This window comes from Burkholderia sp. SR8, assembly GCF_052851275.1.
This window is the reverse complement of the sequence record NZ_JAULUC010000012.1, coordinates 117,098-134,074: the sequence shown is the minus strand read 5'-3', so window position 1 is coordinate 134,074 and position 16,977 is coordinate 117,098. Positions and strand designations below refer to the sequence as shown.

General features: G+C 66.6%; 15 protein-coding genes. All 15 read right to left on the bottom strand.

Annotation, left to right across the window (positions count from 1 at the left end; translation table 11 throughout):
* Positions 1–66: 66 nt before the first annotated feature.
* Positions 67–861 carry an ABC transporter substrate-binding protein gene (locus Q3A80_RS17505; RefSeq protein WP_446330178.1) on the bottom strand — a complete coding sequence of 265 codons (795 nt, stop codon included), beginning with the start codon at positions 859–861 and terminating at the stop codon, positions 67–69.
* A 356-nt stretch (positions 862–1,217) separates the two neighbouring features.
* Positions 1,218–2,252 (bottom strand): succinylglutamate desuccinylase, encoded by a 1,035-nt coding sequence (gene astE / locus Q3A80_RS17500; protein WP_446330225.1) that lies wholly within the window; start codon positions 2,250–2,252, stop codon positions 1,218–1,220.
* Between the two features lie 7 nt (positions 2,253–2,259).
* Entirely contained in the window at positions 2,260–3,600 is a 1,341-nt protein-coding gene (gene astB, locus Q3A80_RS17495) for an N-succinylarginine dihydrolase (RefSeq protein WP_446330177.1), read from the bottom strand.
* A gap of 14 nt (positions 3,601–3,614) precedes the next feature.
* Entirely contained in the window at positions 3,615–5,078 is a 1,464-nt protein-coding gene (gene astD / locus Q3A80_RS17490) for a succinylglutamate-semialdehyde dehydrogenase (protein ID WP_446330176.1), read from the bottom strand.
* 7 nt (positions 5,079–5,085) lie between these two features.
* Positions 5,086–6,117 (bottom strand): arginine N-succinyltransferase, encoded by a 1,032-nt coding sequence (astA, locus tag Q3A80_RS17485; protein WP_446330175.1) that lies wholly within the window; start codon positions 6,115–6,117, stop codon positions 5,086–5,088.
* Positions 6,114–7,163, bottom strand: a complete 1,050-nt coding sequence (gene aruF, locus Q3A80_RS17480; RefSeq protein ID WP_446330174.1) for an arginine/ornithine succinyltransferase subunit alpha — start codon at positions 7,161–7,163, stop codon at positions 6,114–6,116. Before aruF ends, astA begins: the two co-directional genes overlap by 4 nt.
* Before the next feature lie 31 nt (positions 7,164–7,194).
* Entirely contained in the window at positions 7,195–8,427 is a 1,233-nt protein-coding gene (locus Q3A80_RS17475) for an aspartate aminotransferase family protein (RefSeq protein ID WP_446330173.1), read from the bottom strand.
* Positions 8,428–9,370: 943 nt separating this feature from the next.
* Entirely contained in the window at positions 9,371–10,411 is a 1,041-nt protein-coding gene (locus tag Q3A80_RS17470) for a GlxA family transcriptional regulator (protein WP_446330172.1), read from the bottom strand.
* Positions 10,412–10,432: 21 nt separating this feature from the next.
* On the bottom strand, positions 10,433–11,233 hold the full coding sequence (locus tag Q3A80_RS17465; protein ID WP_006488736.1) for an ABC transporter ATP-binding protein: 801 nt from the start codon (positions 11,231–11,233) through the stop codon (positions 10,433–10,435).
* 21 nt (positions 11,234–11,254) lie between these two features.
* Entirely contained in the window at positions 11,255–11,968 is a 714-nt protein-coding gene (locus tag Q3A80_RS17460; protein ID WP_446330171.1) for an ABC transporter permease, read from the bottom strand.
* A complete protein-coding gene (locus tag Q3A80_RS17455) occupies positions 11,965–12,654 on the bottom strand; it encodes an ABC transporter permease (RefSeq protein ID WP_009690868.1) in 690 nt (229 codons plus the stop codon). The genes Q3A80_RS17460 and Q3A80_RS17455 overlap by 4 nt, the downstream gene beginning before the upstream one ends.
* 266 nt (positions 12,655–12,920) lie before the next feature.
* A complete protein-coding gene (locus Q3A80_RS17450) occupies positions 12,921–13,478 on the bottom strand; it encodes a hypothetical protein (protein WP_446330170.1) in 558 nt (185 codons plus the stop codon).
* 88 nt (positions 13,479–13,566) lie between these two features.
* Complete coding sequence (locus Q3A80_RS17445; RefSeq protein ID WP_446330169.1) at positions 13,567–14,622, bottom strand: HpnL family protein; 1,056 nt, start codon at positions 14,620–14,622, stop codon at positions 13,567–13,569.
* Positions 14,619–15,503, bottom strand: a complete 885-nt coding sequence (gene hpnK, locus Q3A80_RS17440) for a hopanoid biosynthesis-associated protein HpnK (RefSeq protein ID WP_446330168.1) — start codon at positions 15,501–15,503, stop codon at positions 14,619–14,621. The genes Q3A80_RS17445 and hpnK overlap by 4 nt, the downstream gene beginning before the upstream one ends.
* A 3-nt stretch (positions 15,504–15,506) precedes the next feature.
* Positions 15,507–16,949: a hopanoid biosynthesis associated radical SAM protein HpnJ gene (gene hpnJ / locus Q3A80_RS17435; RefSeq protein ID WP_446330167.1), complete on the bottom strand. Its 1,443-nt coding sequence runs from the start codon at positions 16,947–16,949 to the stop codon at positions 15,507–15,509.
* Positions 16,950–16,977: the final 28 nt, after the last annotated feature.

Genomic DNA, 16,977 nt, shown 5'->3' with positions numbered 1-16,977 from the left:
ATCCGCCCCCCAAAAGCAAACCGGCCGCGAACGCGGCCGGCTGCATCGTACGACGGATCGAAACGCTTACTTGAGCGTGACCGGCACGCTGAAGTACTTCTTCGCGAGGGTGTCGATCGTGCCGTCCGCCTTCAGTTCCTTCAGCGCCTGGTCGAGCGCGGTCTTCAGCGCCGCGTCGTTCTTGCGCAGGCCGAAGCCGACGCCCGAGCCGAGGATCTCGGCATCGCTGACCGTGCCGCCGGCGAAGCCGAAGCCCTGGCCTTGCGGCTTCGTCAGGAAGCCCTTCGAGCCCGCTTCCGAATCCTGGAACGTCGCGTCGAGACGGCCCGACTTCAGGTCGGCGTACGCGAGGTCCTGGGTCTGGTACGGCACGACTTCGACGCCGGCCGGCGCCCACTTCTTCTTCGCGTACGCTTCCTGGATCGTGCCCTGCAGCACGCCGACGCGCTTGCCCTTCAGCGATTGCGGCGTCGGCTGCAGGCCGCTGCCCTGCTTCGCGATCAGCTGGTTCGGGATCGTGTAGATCGGATCGGTGAACGCGATCGCGTGCTTGCGCTGGTCGGTGATCGTCATGTCCGAGTTGATCGCGTCGAACTTGCGCGCCTGCAGCGCGGGGATCAGGCCGTCGAAGTCGTTCTCGACCCACACGCACTTCGTCTTCAGCTTCGCGCACACCGCGTTGCCGATGTCGATGTCGAAGCCGGTCAGCTTGCCGTCGGGCGTCTTGTATTCGAACGGCGCGTACGAGGCCTCGACGCCGAAGCGGATCTCCTTCAGATCCGCCGCCATCGCGCTGCCTGCCGCCACGGCCGATGCCGCCACTACCGCGTGCGCGGCCACTTTACGCCAATCCAACTTCATCAGGTGTTCTCCTCGATACTCGAATGTTCCGGAACTACGGGCGCATGCATCATTGCAGGGTCGAATGACGCCGGCAATGCCGACGCCGCGCCTTGATGCGGCGCAACAGCCGCAAGGCCGCGATTGTACCAATCCGCGCGGCCCGACATGGCAAAGCGGCTGCCGGCCCGCGATGGTGCACTGCGGGTGCCTGCGGCCGGCGCGCGGCTCGGCGAACTTGCAAGACGGTGTCGCAAATATGCAATTGCGGCATGGCGGCCGCCGGCGCGGCGGACATGCGTCATCGCAAAAAAGGAAAATGTCGCGAGCGGTGCGCGGGCCGCGGGTCGCCGCGGCCGCGCGCCATGAGCCGCCGTTCAGACCAGCGCGGCCAGCGTGTCGCGCGTCGTGTCGACGACGAGCAGGCCCGCGCGCAAACCCGGCTTCACGGTCGGATTCGGAAACACGATGCGCTCCTCGTCGTGCTGCACCGTGTAACGGTAGTCGCCGTCCTGCGCGAGCACGGTACCGCGCGGGAACGCGGTGAAGTTCGCGACGTCGGCCGCGACGAACAGCTCCAGCGCGTCGCTCTGCTTCGTGATCTGGTCGATCACGGTGAACACGCGCGGCAACGGCGCGGCGACGTCACGCTGCTCACCCGACACCAGCTTGCGCACCGCGCGATCCGCCGGCGCGAACCGGCCGAGGTCGTTCTGCCCGAACGGCCGCACCTTGCCGAGCTCCAGCGTGCACGCGAGCGCGCCGCAATGCTCGGCCGTGAAATGCGAATACGTGTTGCCCTTCGCGGTATGCAGCAGCACGGCCGCGATGCGCGCGTCGCCGAGCCATTCGATCATCGTGCGGGTTGGCGGCGTGCCCGTGTGCGGCAGCAGCGCGAACTGCTCGAACACCGATGCGCGGATCGCCGTATGCATGTCGATGTGCCAGCGCACGCTGCCCGCCGGCGCGGCCGCGAAGAACGCGGCGGCCGCGGCTTCGAGCTGCGCGGCGCGCGGCGCTTCGCGGCTCGCCGGCACCTGGGCGTGACGGCCGCTGAACAGGCGATTCAGGTCGTCGTCGAGATAGCGTTCGCCCGCGCGCATCGCCGGCACGTTGCCGAGCACGACGAGCAGCCGGCATGCGAGCGGCAGCGTGCCCGCGGCGAGATCGCGCACGAGCATCGACAGCAGCTCGATCGGCGCGGTCTCGTCGCCGTGCACACCGGCCGACACGAGCACGCTCGCGCGCGCGGCCGCACCGGCATCGCCCGCATCCGGCTCGAGCGCGAGCAGCCCGTCGCCGAGCCAGCGCCAGCGCACCGCGCCGTTCGCACACGCGCCCTCTTTCATCACCGGCGCATCGCCGGCCAGCGTGAACGCGAGGAAGTCGTCGAGCAACGCGGCGGCCGGCATGCGCGCCTCAGCGCTGGAAGTCATACAGCGATCCGACGCGCAGGATCTGCGTGAGCTCGTCGAGCGCCGTGCGCGATTCGTCGAGCAGCGACGGATCGGCGAGGTCTTCCGGCGCGAGACGGTCGCGGTAGTGCTTGTCGATCCACGCGTCGAGCGACGCGAACAGCGTGTCGTTGATCCACACGTTCGACGTGACGGCCGCGCGCTCCGCGTCGTTCAGCACGACGCGCAGGCGCAGACACGCGGGGCCGCCGCCGTTCTTCATGCTTTCGCGCAGGTCGAACACGAGCACGTCGCGAATCGGGCCGTTGCCGGCCGCGAGCCGGTCGAGATACGCGGCGACGTTCCCGTTCTCGCGGCACTCCTGCGGCACGACGAGCACTTGCGAGCCGTCCGCGCGCGACAGCAACTGGCTGTTGAACAGGTACGACGTCACCGCGTCGTTCACGCTCACCGCTGCGTCCGGCACCTCGATCACGTTCAGGCGCGCACCGCGAGCGTCGAGCGCGGCCGTCAGCGTGTCGTAGATCGCCTGCTTGTTGACGAACGCGCGCTCGTGCGTGAACAGCGTGTCGCGGTTGCCGACCGAGATCACGTCGTTGTGGAACACGCCCGCGTCGATCACGTCCGGGTCCTGCTGCGCGTAGACCGTCGCCGTTTCCGCGAGACCGTGGCGATGCGCGACCGCGCGGCTCGCCTCGAACGTCTGGCGCGCCGGGAAGCGCTTCGGCTCCGGCCCGCGGCGATATTCGGCGCGGCCGTACACGAAGAACTCGACACCCGGCTTGCCGTATTCGGCGCAGAAGCGCGTATGGTTCGCCGCGCCTTCGTCGCCGAGCGCCGGCGTGCCCGTCAGCGCGTCGTGCACCGCGAAGTGCACGGGGTCCGCGAACAGCGTCGACAGCGTGCGGCGCGTCGCTTCGTGCTCGATCGCGCGATGCAGCTTGCTGCACAGGTTCGCCGGCGTGAAATGCACGCGACCGTCGCTCGTGTCGGCCGACGGGCTGACGGTTGCCGCGTTCGCGGTCCACATCGCCGACGCCGAGCTCGCCGCGGCGAGCAGTTCGGGCGCCTGCTTCGCGGCCTTCGCGATCACGTCCGCGTCCTTGCCGGAGAAGCCGAGCTCGCGCAACAGGCGCAGCGACGGCCGCTCCTGCGGCGGCAGCACGCCTTGCGCGAAGCCGAGATCCGCGAGCTGCTTCATCTTGCGCAGCCCCTGCTTCGCGGCCGCCTTCGGATTCGCGGCCGACTTCTCGTTGTTCAGCGACGCCACGTTGCCGAACGACAGCCCGGCGTAGTTGTGGGTCGGGCCGACGAGTCCGTCGAAATTGGCTTCTTGTGCGTTCATCGTCGTTCCCTCGATCAGAAATGCAGGCCCGGCGACAGGCTCGCGGGCAAGGTCAGTTGCGTGCTTTCCACCGACGCCATCGGATACGCGCAATAGTCGGCCGCGTAGTACGCGCTCGGCCGATGATTGCCCGAGCGGCCCGTGCCGCCGAACGGCGCGGCCGACGATGCGCCGTTGGTCGGGCGGTTCCAGTTGACGATCCCCGCGCGGATGGTGCGGCGGAAGTGCTCCCATGCGTGCGCGTCGTCGGCGAGCAGCCCGGCGGACAGGCCGAACGCCGTGTCGTTCGCGCGCTCGATCGCTTCGTCGAACGTCGCGTAACGGACGATCTGCGCGAGCGGGCCGAAGTGCTCTTCGTCCGGCAGGTTCGCGACGCCGGTCACGTCGATGATCGACGCGTTCACGAAGCCGAGGCGCGGATCGCGCTGCGTCATCGCGATGATCGGCTTCGCGCCCTGCTCGATCAGGCGCGTCTGCGCATCGACGAGTTTCGCCGCCGCGCGCGCCGAGATCACCGCGCCCATGAACGGCTGCGGATCGGCATCGAACACGTCGGCGGTGATCTTCGACGTGACGTCGGTGAAGCGCGCGAGGAAGCGGTCGCCGAACGCGCCGTGCGGCACGAAGATGCGGCGTGCGCACGTGCAGCGCTGGCCGGCCGACAGGAATGCCGACTGGATCGTATGGTGCACGGCCGCGTCGATGTCCTCGACTTCGCCGATCACGAGCGGGTTGTTGCCGCCCATCTCGAGCGCGAGCACGATTTCCGGACGGCCGCCGAACTGCTTGTGCAGCAGCGTGCCGGTGTCCGAGCTGCCGGTGAAGAACAGCCCGTCGATCTGGCGATGATTCGCGAGCGCGATGCCCGTGTCCTTCTCGCCCTGCACGAGGTTCAGCACGCCGGCCGGCAGCCCGGCGTCGTGCCACACCTCGACGGTTGCGCGCGCAACGCCCGGCGCGAGCTCGGACGGTTTGAACACGACCGTGTTGCCCGCGATCAGCGCCGGCACGATATGCCCGTTCGGCAAATGGCCGGGGAAGTTGTACGGACCGAACACCGCGACGACACCGTGCGGGCGATGGCGCAGCACCGCGACGCCGTCGGCCATGTCCTGGCGCTTCTCGCCGGTGCGTTCCTGGTATGCCTGGATCGAAATGCCGACCTTCGCGGCCATCGCCGCGACTTCCGTGCGGGCTTCCCACAGCGGCTTGCCCGTTTCGCGGCCGATCGCGGTCGCGATCGCTTCCTTGCGTTCGGTGAGCAGCGCGGCGAAGCGCTTGACGATTTCGCAGCGCGCTTCGAAGTCGAGCGCCGACCAGCCGGCGAACGCGCGCCGCGCGCTGGCGACCGCACGGTCGACGTCGGCCGCCGACGCGCTCGCGCCCTGCCACGCGATCGCGTCGGTGCCCGGGTTGCGTGACGCGAAGACGGGGCCCGAGCCTGCGACCCAGGCGCCGTCGATGAAGAGTTCCGTCATGATTCGTTTATCCCTGTTTGACTTTGAGCGGCAGCACGCGGACCGGATCGCCGGCCTTCACGTCGAGCGCGGTGGCATCGTCGGCGGACAGCACGAACGAGCCGTTCGCGACCACGCCCGGCGCGACGCCGACGCGGAAATCGTCGAGCGACGTGTTCGACACGAGCGACTTCGGCGCGCCTTCCCGCGCATCCGGCACGCCGATCGCGACCGGCACGACGACGCTCTCGCGCACCGTGCGCAGGTCGTTCACGTGGCATTCGAGCACCGGCCCCGCGTCGAAGATGTCGACGTGGTTCTGGTAGCGCAGCCCTTCGGCTTCGAGCATCTTGCGGGCCGGCAGCGTGTCGCGGTGCGTGAGGCCGACCGCGTCCTGCGCGTCCTGCGGCAGCAGGTCGACGTACACCGGATAGCGCGGCATCAGTTCCGCGAGGAACGACTTGCGGCCGTGCGAGCTCAGGTAGTCCGCTGCATTGAAGTCGATCTGATAGAAGTGCGAACCGACCGCGCGCCAGAACGGCGACGTGCCGTCTTCGTCGAAGTGGCCGCGCAGTTCCGCGCAGATGCGTTCCGGGAAGCGGTCGCGGAACTGCGCGATGAACATGAACCGCGAGCGCGACAGCAGGCCGCCGACGCCGCCCGTGCGATAGCGCGGGCTCAGGAACAGCGAGCACACTTCCGCGTAGCCCGTCAGGTCGTGCGAGATGTTCAGCGCGGACATGCGCGTCCACACGCCGAGCTCCTGGCTCGCATGCACGACCGTGCTCACGCGATAGTTGTAGAACGGTTGCTCGAGCCCGACCTGCGTCTCGATTCCGCACACGCCCGCAATGTCGCCCGTCTTCGAATCTTCCATCACGAAGAAGTAGCCGGCTTCGCCGGGTGCCGCGTGGCCTGCGAGCGTGCGGCGCGAGCGTTCGATGCGCGCGGCGAGCGCGTCGCGGTCGGGCTTGAACGTGGTCAGGCCCGGCCCGGTTTCCTGCGCGAGCGACACGAGCGCGTCGACGTCGCCCGTTTGTACGACCCGAACGACGATCATGCTGCGTCTCCCTTCGATTCTTCATCGTCGCGGCGATGCAGCGGCACGCAGCGCACGACATCGCCATCCTTCACATCGAGCGCCGCGCGCACGTCGCCGGCGAGCGGTGCATCGCCGGTGGCCGGCAGATCGGCCAGCACGCAGCGGAACGATGCGCCGCTGCCCGTCGACACCATGTACGCGACGTCGCCCTGCTGGCGCGCCGCTTCGCGCACCGTGCGCTCCGCGCCGTGCTTCACGCAGGCGGTGCGGTCGACCTGGGCGGTCAGCACCGGGCCCGCGTCGAAGATGTCGACGAAGCGGTCGGGCTCGAAGCCTTCCTCGAGATGGATGTCGTACGCGAGCAGCGCCGTCTCGTTCGGCTCGCCGAGCACGCGCTGCGCGGCTTCCGGCAACAGCGGCACGTAGAGCGGATACGCGGGCATCACTTCCGCGATGAACGTGCGGCTGCGGCCGCCCGACGCGATGTCGACGTCGGTGAAGTCGCGGCCGAAGAACTTGCGGCCCACCGCTTCCCAGAACGGTGACGCGCCCGTGTTGTCGCTCACGCCGAGCAGCAGCGTGAACACTTCCGGCGTGAAGCGGCGGCGATTCGCGGCGATGTACATCATCCGCGCACGCGAGATCAGGTGCGCGGCCGCGTCGCCGCGCAGCGACGGATCGACGTAGAAGCCGGCCAGCCGGCTCTTGCCGGTCAGCTCGTGCGACATCGTGAGCGCGTGGATCTTGCGGTTCACGTGCAGCTCGCGCGACGCGTGGATCAGTGCGTCGTTGCGGAACGCGTAGAACGGTTCCGAGTAGCCGGCCGCGGCCACGATGCTCGCCGTGCCGAGCAGCTTGCCCGTCGACGAATCCTCGAGCACGAAGAGGTAGAACTCCTCGCCGGCGAAGTCGACGTCCGCGCGAAACGAATCCTCGGAGAGCGCCACGCGCGCTTCGAGCGCCGCGCGGTCGTGCGGCAGCGAGTGCAGGACCGGCTGCGCGGTGCGCGCCATGTGCGCGAGCGCATCGAGATCCGTGAGTTTGCCGGGGCGAACAAATAGCATCGTCGTTCCTGTCTGCGATGGGATGCGCCGATCAGCGCGCGGTGGCTTCCTGGGCCGCGAGCACTTGCTCGACTGCCTTCTCGAAGCGCTTCACGCCTTCGTCGAGCAGGTCGAACGGGATCACCAGCGACGGGACGAAGCGCAGCACGTTCGGGCCGGCGATCAGCATGATCAGGCCGTTTTCGGCGGCGGCGGTGACGAAGTCCTTCGCGCGGCCGTCGAATGCGGCGGTGAGTTCCGCGCCGACCAGCAGGCCCTTGCCGCGGATGTCCTTGAAGATGCCGAAGCGTGCGTTGATGCGTTCCAGCGCGCCCTTCAGCCGCACGCTGCGTTCGCGCACGCCTTCGAGGAGTGCCGGGTCGGCGATCAGTTCGACGACCTTGTCCGCGATCGCCGATGCGAGCGGGTTGCCGCCGTACGTCGTGCCGTGCACGCCGACCTTGAAGTGCGCGGCCAGTTCGTTCGTCGTCAGCATCGCGCCGATCGGGAAGCCGTTGCCGAGTGCCTTGGCGGTCGTCAGGATGTCCGGCGTGACGCCCGTGTCCATGTACGCGTAGAACTGGCCGGTGCGGCCGACGCCCGTTTGCACTTCGTCGAAGATCAGCAGTGCGTCGTTCGCGTCGCACGCTTCGCGCAGTGCCTTCAGGAATGCCGGATCGGCCGGGATCACGCCGCCTTCGCCCTGCACCGGCTCGACGATCACCGCGCAGGTTTTCGGGCCGATCGCGGCCTTCGCGGCTTCGATGTCGTTGAACGGCAGGTGCTTGATGCCTTCCGGCACCGGGCCGAAGCCTTCCGAGTATTTCGGCTGGCCGCCGACGCTGACCGTGAAGAACGTGCGGCCGTGGAACGACTGGACGAACGACACGATTTCGTATTTGTCGGCGCCGTGGCGGTCGAATGCGACGCGGCGGGCGAGCTTCAGTGCGGCTTCGTTCGCTTCCGCGCCCGAGTTCGCGAAGAATGCGCGGTCGGCGAAGGTCAGCGATTCGAGGCGCTTCGCGAGGCGCAGCACCGGCTCGTTCGTGTAGCCGTTGCCGATGTGCCAGAGCTTGCGGCCTTGTTCGTACAGCACCTTCAGCAGTTCCGGGTGGCCGTGGCCGAGCGACGTCACCGCGATGCCGCACGCGAAGTCGACGTACTCGCGGCCGGCCGTGTCCCACACGCGGGAGCCCTCTGCACGGTCCGGCACGAACGGTGCGGGGGAAAATACCGGCACCATCACTTCGTCGAATGTCTGGCGGGTCACGGTCGAGGTCGTCATGGTCGTTCCTTTCGGTTTCGTAAGAGGGTTCAACAGGATCAAGTTTAGGTAAGGGTGACGCAAGCGTCTTGCGGATTTGCGACGGGTTCTATCGGAAGCGGATAGGGAGCTTTATTTTGCCTTCCCGGCGGAGGTTCTCTTTTGTCGGGCCGTTCGGTTTTTTTGGGCGTTTGGGTGGTGGTGCGCCTGCGTTTTCGTGAAGCACCTGCGATCGTGTCGGTCTATTAGCGTCGCCCCTCCGCGGGGCAGCGGTCACTTTTCTTTGTCTTGCCAAAGAAAAGTAACCAAAAGAAAGGCGCCCGGATAACGCATGACCTCCCGGTGCCATGGCCACCGGAGTGGCCACCGCCTAAGTGTCCGCGCCAGGTCAGAACCCGGAGTGGTTCGAGCAATGGGTCCGACACCTCTCAACACCCCGCGGAGCGGTATACCGCCGGCGAGCTCCATCCTCGCTTCGCTCGGCTGCAAGGTACCTCAGTCGCAATGCATGCGCCCGCACGCAATAAAAGCGCCGTACTGATCAGTTCCCCAAATTAGCGAGGCGCCGCTATGCAGCACGACGGTGTCGATTTACTGCATGCATGCGCCATCCGTCGCGATTGCGGAAACCAATAGCGATAGCGTTGAAAATGGGATGGGCGGACCCGTCGGCCGAGCGAAGCGAGGACGGAGCGAGCGGGAGGTATACCGCTCTGTTGGGTGGTGCGTGGTGTCAGACCCATTGCTCGAACCACTCCGGGTTCTTTCCTGGCGCGGACACTTAGGCGGTGGCCACTCCGGTGGCCATGGCACCGGGAGGTCATGCGTTATCTGAGCGCCTTTCTTTTGGTTACTTTTCTTTGGCAAGACAAAGAAAAGTGACCGCTGCCCCGCGCAGGGGCGACGCTAATAGACCGACGCGATAACAGGTGCTTCACGAAAAACGAAGCGCCCCGCAAAAAACTCAATCCTTCCCGCGCTCGACAAGCGCGCCCCCGCGAGGCTCACTGCCGCCGCCAGTCTGCTTCTCGAGCCAAGCCCGCCGATCTTCCCGAGGCGTCACCCCGAACCTTTCGCGGTAAGCATTGGAGAAATGCGCAGCAGAAGAGAACCCGCAAGCGAGAGAGACTTGAACGACCGACTTGCTGGTCCGCTGCAACTGAGTGCGAGCCTTGAGCAACCGAAGATTGAGGTAATACTTGGACGGCATGGCCCCGAGATACTGCCGAAAGAGCCGCTCCAACTGCCGGCGTGAAACGCCAACGAGCCCGGCGATCTCATCGGTAGTCAAAGGATCCTCGACATTGGCTTCCATCAAAAGCAACGCGTCATTGAGCCGAGGATGCCGCTCGCCCGGCGCGGTCACAAACGGAATCCGCTGCCGCTCCTCGCCGCTGCGCAGCGTGCCGGCCCCGAGCGCATCGGCAATCCGCTCCGCGAGATCGGCCCCATGTTCGCGGCCGATCATGGCCAGCATGAAATCGACGGTGGCTTGCCCGCCCGCACAGGTCGCCCGATCGCGATCGATCTCGAAGATCTGCTGCGTGACGATCGACCGCTCGAACTGCTCGGCGAACTGCTGATACGTCTCCCAGTTCACGCTCACGCGATACCCGGAAAGCTGCCCGGCCATCGCGAGCCACCACACGCCGTGGTGAATCCCGGTCACGACCGGCGTGCGCTGCCCGACCCGCGCGAGACTCGCGAGAAACAACCGGTAGTCGGCAAACTGCTGAAACCGCTCCGACACGACGATCAGCCAGTCACACGCGATCGCATCGTTGAACGCCGCATCGGCATGCCACTGCGCGCCGCCGGCGAGCGGCACCGGCCGCCCGTCCCACGAACACACCTGCCAGCGATACAGCAAACGCCCGTCGATCTCGTTCGCGAGATGCAACGCATCGACGATCGGACCCACACCCGACATCGACACGGGCGGCAATGCAACGATCGCCACCTGCGTCGTGCGGGTGGCGCCTGCGGGACGAGACACCGGTACCACGTATGAAACCCGCCCTTCGCGTTACTTGAGACTGCCCGACAGGAACTGCTTCAGACGCTCGCTCTGCGGACGCACGAGCACCTCCTTCGGGTCGCCCTCTTCCTCGGTCCGCCCCTGATGCAGGAACATCACGTGGTTCGACACGTTGCGCGCAAAACCCATCTCGTGCGTGACGACGATCATCGTGCGGCCTTCCTCGGCCAGCTTCTGCATCACCTTCAGCACTTCGCCGACGAGCTCCGGATCGAGCGCCGAAGTCGGCTCGTCGAACAGCATCACGTCCGGATGCATCGCGAGCGCGCGCGCAATCGCAACCCGCTGCTGCTGGCCGCCCGACAGATGCGACGGATACTGCTTCTCGACGCGCGGCGGCAAGCCGACCTTCTCCAGGTACTCGCGCGCACGCTCCTCGGCTTCCTTCTTCGAAATGCCGAGCACGTGCACCGGCGCTTCCATCACGTTCTCGAGCACGTTCATGTGCGCCCACAGATTGAAGTGCTGGAACACCATCGCAAGCTTCGTGCGGATGCGCTGCAACTGCTTGTGATCGGCAACCTCGAGCGCACCGGCGCGGTCGGTCTTCGTGCGCACGGCCTCGCCGTCGACGACGATCTGCCCCGCATTCGGCCGCTCGAGAAAATTGATGCAGCGCAGGAACGTGCTCTTGCCCGACCCGCTGGCGCCGATGATGCTGATGACGTCGCCGGCCTTCGCGTTCAGCGACACGCCCTTGAGCACCTCGTTATCGCCATAGCGCTTGTGAATGTCGACCGCGGCAAGCTTGACGGAAGCGGACGCGCTCGTTTGAGTGATCTCGGCCAACTGGCTCTCCTCGAAGTGAAATCAATGACGGCCGGCCGCGAGATACGCGAGCCAGTGGCGCTCCGCCCGGCGAAATGCCGCGACGAGTGCGAACGATACCGCAAGATAGATCAGCGCGGCGATTCCGAACGACTGGAACGCCATGTAGGTCGCGGAATTGGCGTCGCGCGCGACCTTCAGGATGTCGGGCACGGTCGCCGTGAACGCGACGGTGGTCGCGTGCAGCATCAGGATCACCTCGTTGCTGTACAGCGGCAGCGCGCGGCGCAGCGCCGACGGCAGGATCACGCGGCGGTACATCGTGAACGGCGACATCCCGTATGCGCGCGCGGCCTCGACCTCGCCGTGCGGAATCGCGCGAATCGCGCCCGCGAAGATCTCGGTCGTGTACGCGCAGGTGTTCAGCGCAAACGCGAGAATCGCGCAGTTGAAGCCGCTGCGGAAGAACGCGTCGAGCAGCGAGTGCGACCGCACGAACTCGAGGCTATACATGCCGGTGTACATCAGCAGCAGCTGCACGTAGAGCGGCGTGCCGCGGAACACGTATGTGTAGAACCGCACCGGCATCGACAGCCATTTGTTCTTCGACACGCGCGCGACCGCGAGCGGCACCGCACACACGAAGCCGAGCGAAATCGACGCAACAAGCAGCCACAGCGTCACAGCAAGGCCGGAGAGGCGCTGGCCGTCCCAGTAAAGGAACGCCTTGCCGAATTCCTGGAGGATCTCGATCATAGTTCTGCGTGCCGCACGCCCATGGAATAACGCTTCTCGAGCTGGATCAGCACGAGGTTGGAAACGGTCGTGATCGCAAGGTAGATCAGCGCCGCGACGAGGATGAAGAAGAACATGTTGAACGTGCTCTTGCCGGCGTCCTGCGCGGCCTTCACGACGTCCGCGAGGCCGATGATCGACACCAGCGCGGTCGCCTTCACGAGCACCTGCCAGTTGTTGCCGATGCCCGGCAGCGCGAAACGCATCATCTGCGGAAACATGATCCGCACGAACACGCGCATCCCGCTCATCCCGTATGCGGCGCCGGCCTCGAGCTGGCCGCGCGGCACCGACAGGAACGCGCCGCGAAACGTCTCGGTGAAATACGCGCCGTAGATGAAGCCGAGCGTCAGCACGCCGGCGACGAACGGGTCGATGTCGATCTGGTCCCAGCCGACGAGGTCGGTGAACTGGTTCAGCCAGATCTGGATGCTGTAGAACAACAGCAGCATCAGGACGAGATCGGGCACCGAGCGGATCAGCGTCGTATAACCGGTCGCGATCGCTCGCAACACCCGGTTGTGCGACAGCTTCGCCACCGCGCCGATCAGTCCCAACGCCACCGCAGTGGCGAGCGACAGCACCGACAGCTCGATGGTCTGCACGGTGCCGGCCCACAGGACGGGACCAAAGCCGTAAAGGAACACGCGCGTCTCCAGTGTTGATATGAACACCGGCGCGCATACCTGTCCGGCGCCGGGCTGACGCGGATAGTCGCAAGCGAAATTGATTGCCTCAAATCACCGTACGCGGCATTGCTGCATCGCAGCAATTCTTCCCACCATTTGTGCGCATGGGCTACGCTGCTGTTTCAAAAGGAAAAAACCCGCTCCCTGACAGTCCGATGACACGCGGGGAAGCGGGTTTTTTGCAATTTTCCGGTCGCTTTTTCGATATAGCGCCGGCGGCCGGTTTACCGCCCTTTGAGGATGTCGGAGCGCGAAGTCGTATAGACAAGCCCGTCCGGGCCGAAATGGACGTTGAAGAACGCGTCGGTGTTCACGCCGTCCTCGAGCCAGCGCCAGCTCCATACCGTCTCGGGCTTCAGCGGGTACTGCGCGATGTCGCCCGGCTTGCCGAGCAGGCGCCGCACCTCGTCCTCGTTCATCCCCGGGCGCACCTTCGCGAAGTTCTCGGCGGTCAGCACCTGCGTCGCGCCCAGGTAGAGCCCGTTCGCGTCGAGATCGACGAACCACGTCTGGTTGCCCATCGGCCCGCGCGGATATTCGAGGCGTTTGGAGCCGTCGGTGAAAGTGCGCTCGGTCTCGGGCTTGCCCATCGTGTCGCGCACGTCGGCCTCGGTCGAGACGCCGGCCTTCAGCCCCTTGAGCAGCAGCGGCGCCGGCTTGATCGCAGTGAAGAAGTCCTTGATGCGTTGCACGTCGAGATGGCCTTGCTGGTCGTCGCAGCCGGTCAGCGCCAGCGCGGCGGCCAGCATCGTCACGGGAAGCAGCCGGAAACGAAAAATCATCGGAAGAAATGCGCGTCGAGAAAACACGCGGCAAGGATACCCGCGCTGCGCCAAAAGCGCGAGACGGACCGCACGGCCCGTGTCGCGTTCAATGCGTGGTTTCGGTCTGCCGCTCGGCGTCGCGGCTCGCCGGGTGACGTGCGCGCGATTCGGCCGGAACCCCGGCCGGCGCCCCGCTGATGCGGCGCCGCGTGCGCACGAGTTCGGCAAGCTGCCACGAACCGAGCGCGAGGCACCCGAACAGCACCTCGCGGCCGCGCTTGACCAGCGCAAGCGACAGCGCGGTGTCGCGATCGACACCGAACATCTGCGCGAGCAGCACGACGGTCGCCTCCTGCACGCCGAGGCCGCCAGGCACCATGAACGCCGCATGCCGCACGGCCTGCGTCATCGCCTCGATCGCGATCGCGCCGCCGATCGACACCGGATGGCCGAGCAGCGCGAGCGCCCAGTAGATTTCGAGCGCGCCGAGCACGTAGCCGGCCAGCTGCCAGAAGAACGCGCTGAACAGCAGCGCCGTGCGCGACATCAGCGCGTCGATGTCGGCATCGAGCCGCCGGCCGTCGACGCCCTGCAGCAACCGGTGCGAATCGCCGAGCAGACGCCCGGCGAACCGCTCGATCGCATGGAAGATTCCGCCGCGCCGCATCAGCACGACGCCGAGCACCGGCAACGGCAGCGTCAGCAGCAGCGCCAGCCCGATCGTGCCGCCGCCCATGTCGTGCGTGGTCGCGAGCAGCAGCACGAGGCCGAGCGCCGCGAACGCGTACTGGACGACGATCGTCACCAGCACCTCGACGATCACCGACGCGGTCACGCGGCTCGCGTCGGGCACCTGCCAGCGCGCCAGCCGGATCCCGACCAGCTCGCCGCCGATGCCGACCACCGGCAGCAGCCGGTTCACGGCCTCGCGCACGGTCGCGATCCACCACAGGAACGGCAGCGACGCGCGCCGGTCGAGCAGCTGATGCCACGCATACGCATCGAGCAACAGCGGCAGCGCGTGGAACGGCACGAGCCACAGCAATGCGAAGCCGGCGCGCTCGAGCATCTGCGTCACGTCGCCGATGCCTTCGTGCAGCCCCAGCGCGAGCAGGATCCCGATGCCGATCGGCCAGCCGAGCCATTTGATCCACTTCGTCATGACGGCTGCGCCCCCGCTTCGCGCGACGCTCGCACGCCGCGCGGCGCCGCACGCTGGCCGAACACATCCGCAAACCCGCCGGTCGCGACACCGGCCGCCTGCAGCGCGGCCGCGACGCGCGGCGACAGCAGTGCGTCCAGCTCGTCGACCGGACGGTAACCGGCCATCGTCGGCGTGATCGGGCCGTCGCCGGCCTCGGCCGGATGACAGTAGATTTCGCCGACGCCGGCCGGCAGCGCGGCGAGCGCGTCGAGCAGCACGGCTTCGTCCATCGCGCCCGTATGCTCGATTCCGACCACGTAGTCGTTGTGCGCGAGCCCCGCGCGGTCGAGCCGCGCGCGCACCAGCGCGATCCACGGCTTGAGCAGCGCGGGCGCGCTCGTTTCGTAAGGCAGCCGCACCGCACGCAAACCGTAGTCGCGGCCGATCTCGATGATCAGCGACAGCACGGTCGGATGCAGATGGAAATGCTTGTGCGCGTTCACGTGGTCGAGCGGCAGGCCGCTCGCCGCGAACGCGTCGAACTGCGCGCGGATCTCGCGGCGCAGCTGCGCACGCACGTGCGGCAGGAAGAAGAAACGGCAGCCGTCCTTCGCCATCGCGTCGCCGAAGCGCCCGTCGGGGCCGACGAGCGCGGGAATGTCACGGGCAGGCAGCGTGGCGGGGCCGTCCGCGAGCACCAGATGCAGGCCGACGGCGAGCGACGGCAGCCGCCGCGCGCGTTCGATCGCATCCTGCGCCGCGGGCGCGCCGACCATCAGGCTCGCGGCGTTCAGCACGCCGTCGCGATGCGCGCGCTCGACCGCCGCGTTGACGCGCGGATGCAGCCCGAAGTCGTCCGCGGTGAAGATCAGCGCCCGCGCCGCCCGCTGCGTCGTCACGAATCAGGCCTCGTGCGCGCGCAGGAAGCGGAAGAACTCGACGCCTTCGCGCAGCCGGCGCTTCATCATGTCCCAGCTCGTCAGCATCTCGCGGACGATCTCCCAGATCTTCGACGGACGGAAGTAGAACTGCCGATAGAACTGCTCGAGATGGTGATAGATCTCGTCGCGCGACAGGTGCGGATAGCCGATCGCCGCGAGCTGCACGCCTTCCTTGCTGACCAGGTTGATGGTCTTGTTCTCTTCCATCCAGCCGTTCTCGACGGCCTGCTTGTACAGCGTCGTGCCCGGATACGGCGCGGCGAGCGACACCTGGATCGTGTGCGGATTGATTTCCTTCGCGTACTCGATCGTCTTCTTGATGGTGTCCTGCGTCTCGCCCGGCAGCCCGAGGATGAACGTGCCGTGGATCTTGATCCCGAGCTTCTTGCAGTCCGCGCTGAAGCGGCGCGCGAAATCGGTGCGCACGCCCTTCTTGATGTTCACGAGGATCTGGTCGTCGCCGGACTCGAAGCCGACCAGCAGCAGGCGCAGGCCGTTTTCCTTCATGATCTTCAGCGACTTGTACGGCACGTTCGCCTTCGCGTTGCACGACCACGTCATGCCGAGCTTGCCCAGACCGACGGCGATCGCTTCGGCGCGCGGCAGGTCGTCGGTGAAGGTGTCGTCGTCGAACATCAGTTCCTTCACTTCCGGCATGTTGTCGCGGATCCACTTCGCTTCCGCGAGCACGTTCTCGACCGAGCGCGTGCGGTAGCGATGGCCACTGACCGTCTGCGGCCACAGGCAGAACGTGCAGCGCGACTTGCAGCCGCGGCCCGTGTAGATCGATACGTACGGATAGTTCAGGTAGCCGATGAAGTAGTTGTCGATCTTCAGGTCGCGCTTGTAGACGGGCGCGACGAACGGCAGTTCGTCCATGTTCTCGAGAATCGGACGCGCTTCGTTGTGCTCGATCGAGCCGTCCTTCGCGCGCCAGCTCAAGCCCTTGATCTCCGCGAACGGCTTGCCTTCGGCGAGTTCCTTGCAGGTGTAGTCGAATTCCTCGCGGCACACGAAGTCGATTGCGTCGCTTGCCGTCAGCGAGTTGTGCGGATCGACCATCACCTTCGCGCCGACCATGCCGACCAGCATCGACGGCTTCATCTTCTTCAGGTCCTGCGCGAACATCGCGTCGGTCGGGAACGACGGCGTGCTCGTGTGGATGATCACGAGGTCGTAGTCGTTGGCGATCTTCAGCGTTTCCTCGACCGACAGCCCGTCGGCCGGCGCGTCGACGACGCGGCTGCCCGGCACGAGCGCGGCCGGCTGGGCAAGCCACGTCGGGTACCAGAAGGAACGGATTTCGCGCTTCGCCTGATAGCGCGAGCCGGCTCCGCCGTCGAAGCCGTCATACGAAGGGGCCTGCAAGAACAGCGTTTTCATGAATGCTCCGGTAGCCTGCATAGTTCGATTCGTTTCAACGATTCAGTCA